General features: G+C 42.0%; 1 pseudogene. It reads right to left on the reverse strand.

Features of this window, described 5'->3' with window-relative positions:
* A pseudogene (locus AC23MC_RS16455) lies at positions 1 to 305 on the reverse strand (GEVED domain-containing protein); the annotation flags it as partial.

Raw genomic sequence — 305 nt, forward strand, 5'->3', positions numbered from 1 at the left:
CCTAATGCTTGAAGCGGAGCTTGGTAAGAAGCCACAGTAACTGCTCCCGTTGCATCACGAACGTCTAGTGTAAAGTCGAGATTTGGTAATTCTAAATATCCTTGAAATTCCGGGAAAGAAATGTTGTCTACAATTGTTCCCGCTGGTACAGATGTTTCTACTACATCAACTGTTGGTGCATCCGGTGAACCGTGATTTACTAAAACGTCTGTATTTGTTGAAACTGAAGCCGTTTCACGACCTTGAGCAAATACATTAATTGCAAAGTTTGGACCTACAGAATATCCTGTTGGACTCACGATTCC

The organism is Flavobacterium sp. T50_26, assembly GCF_057652995.1.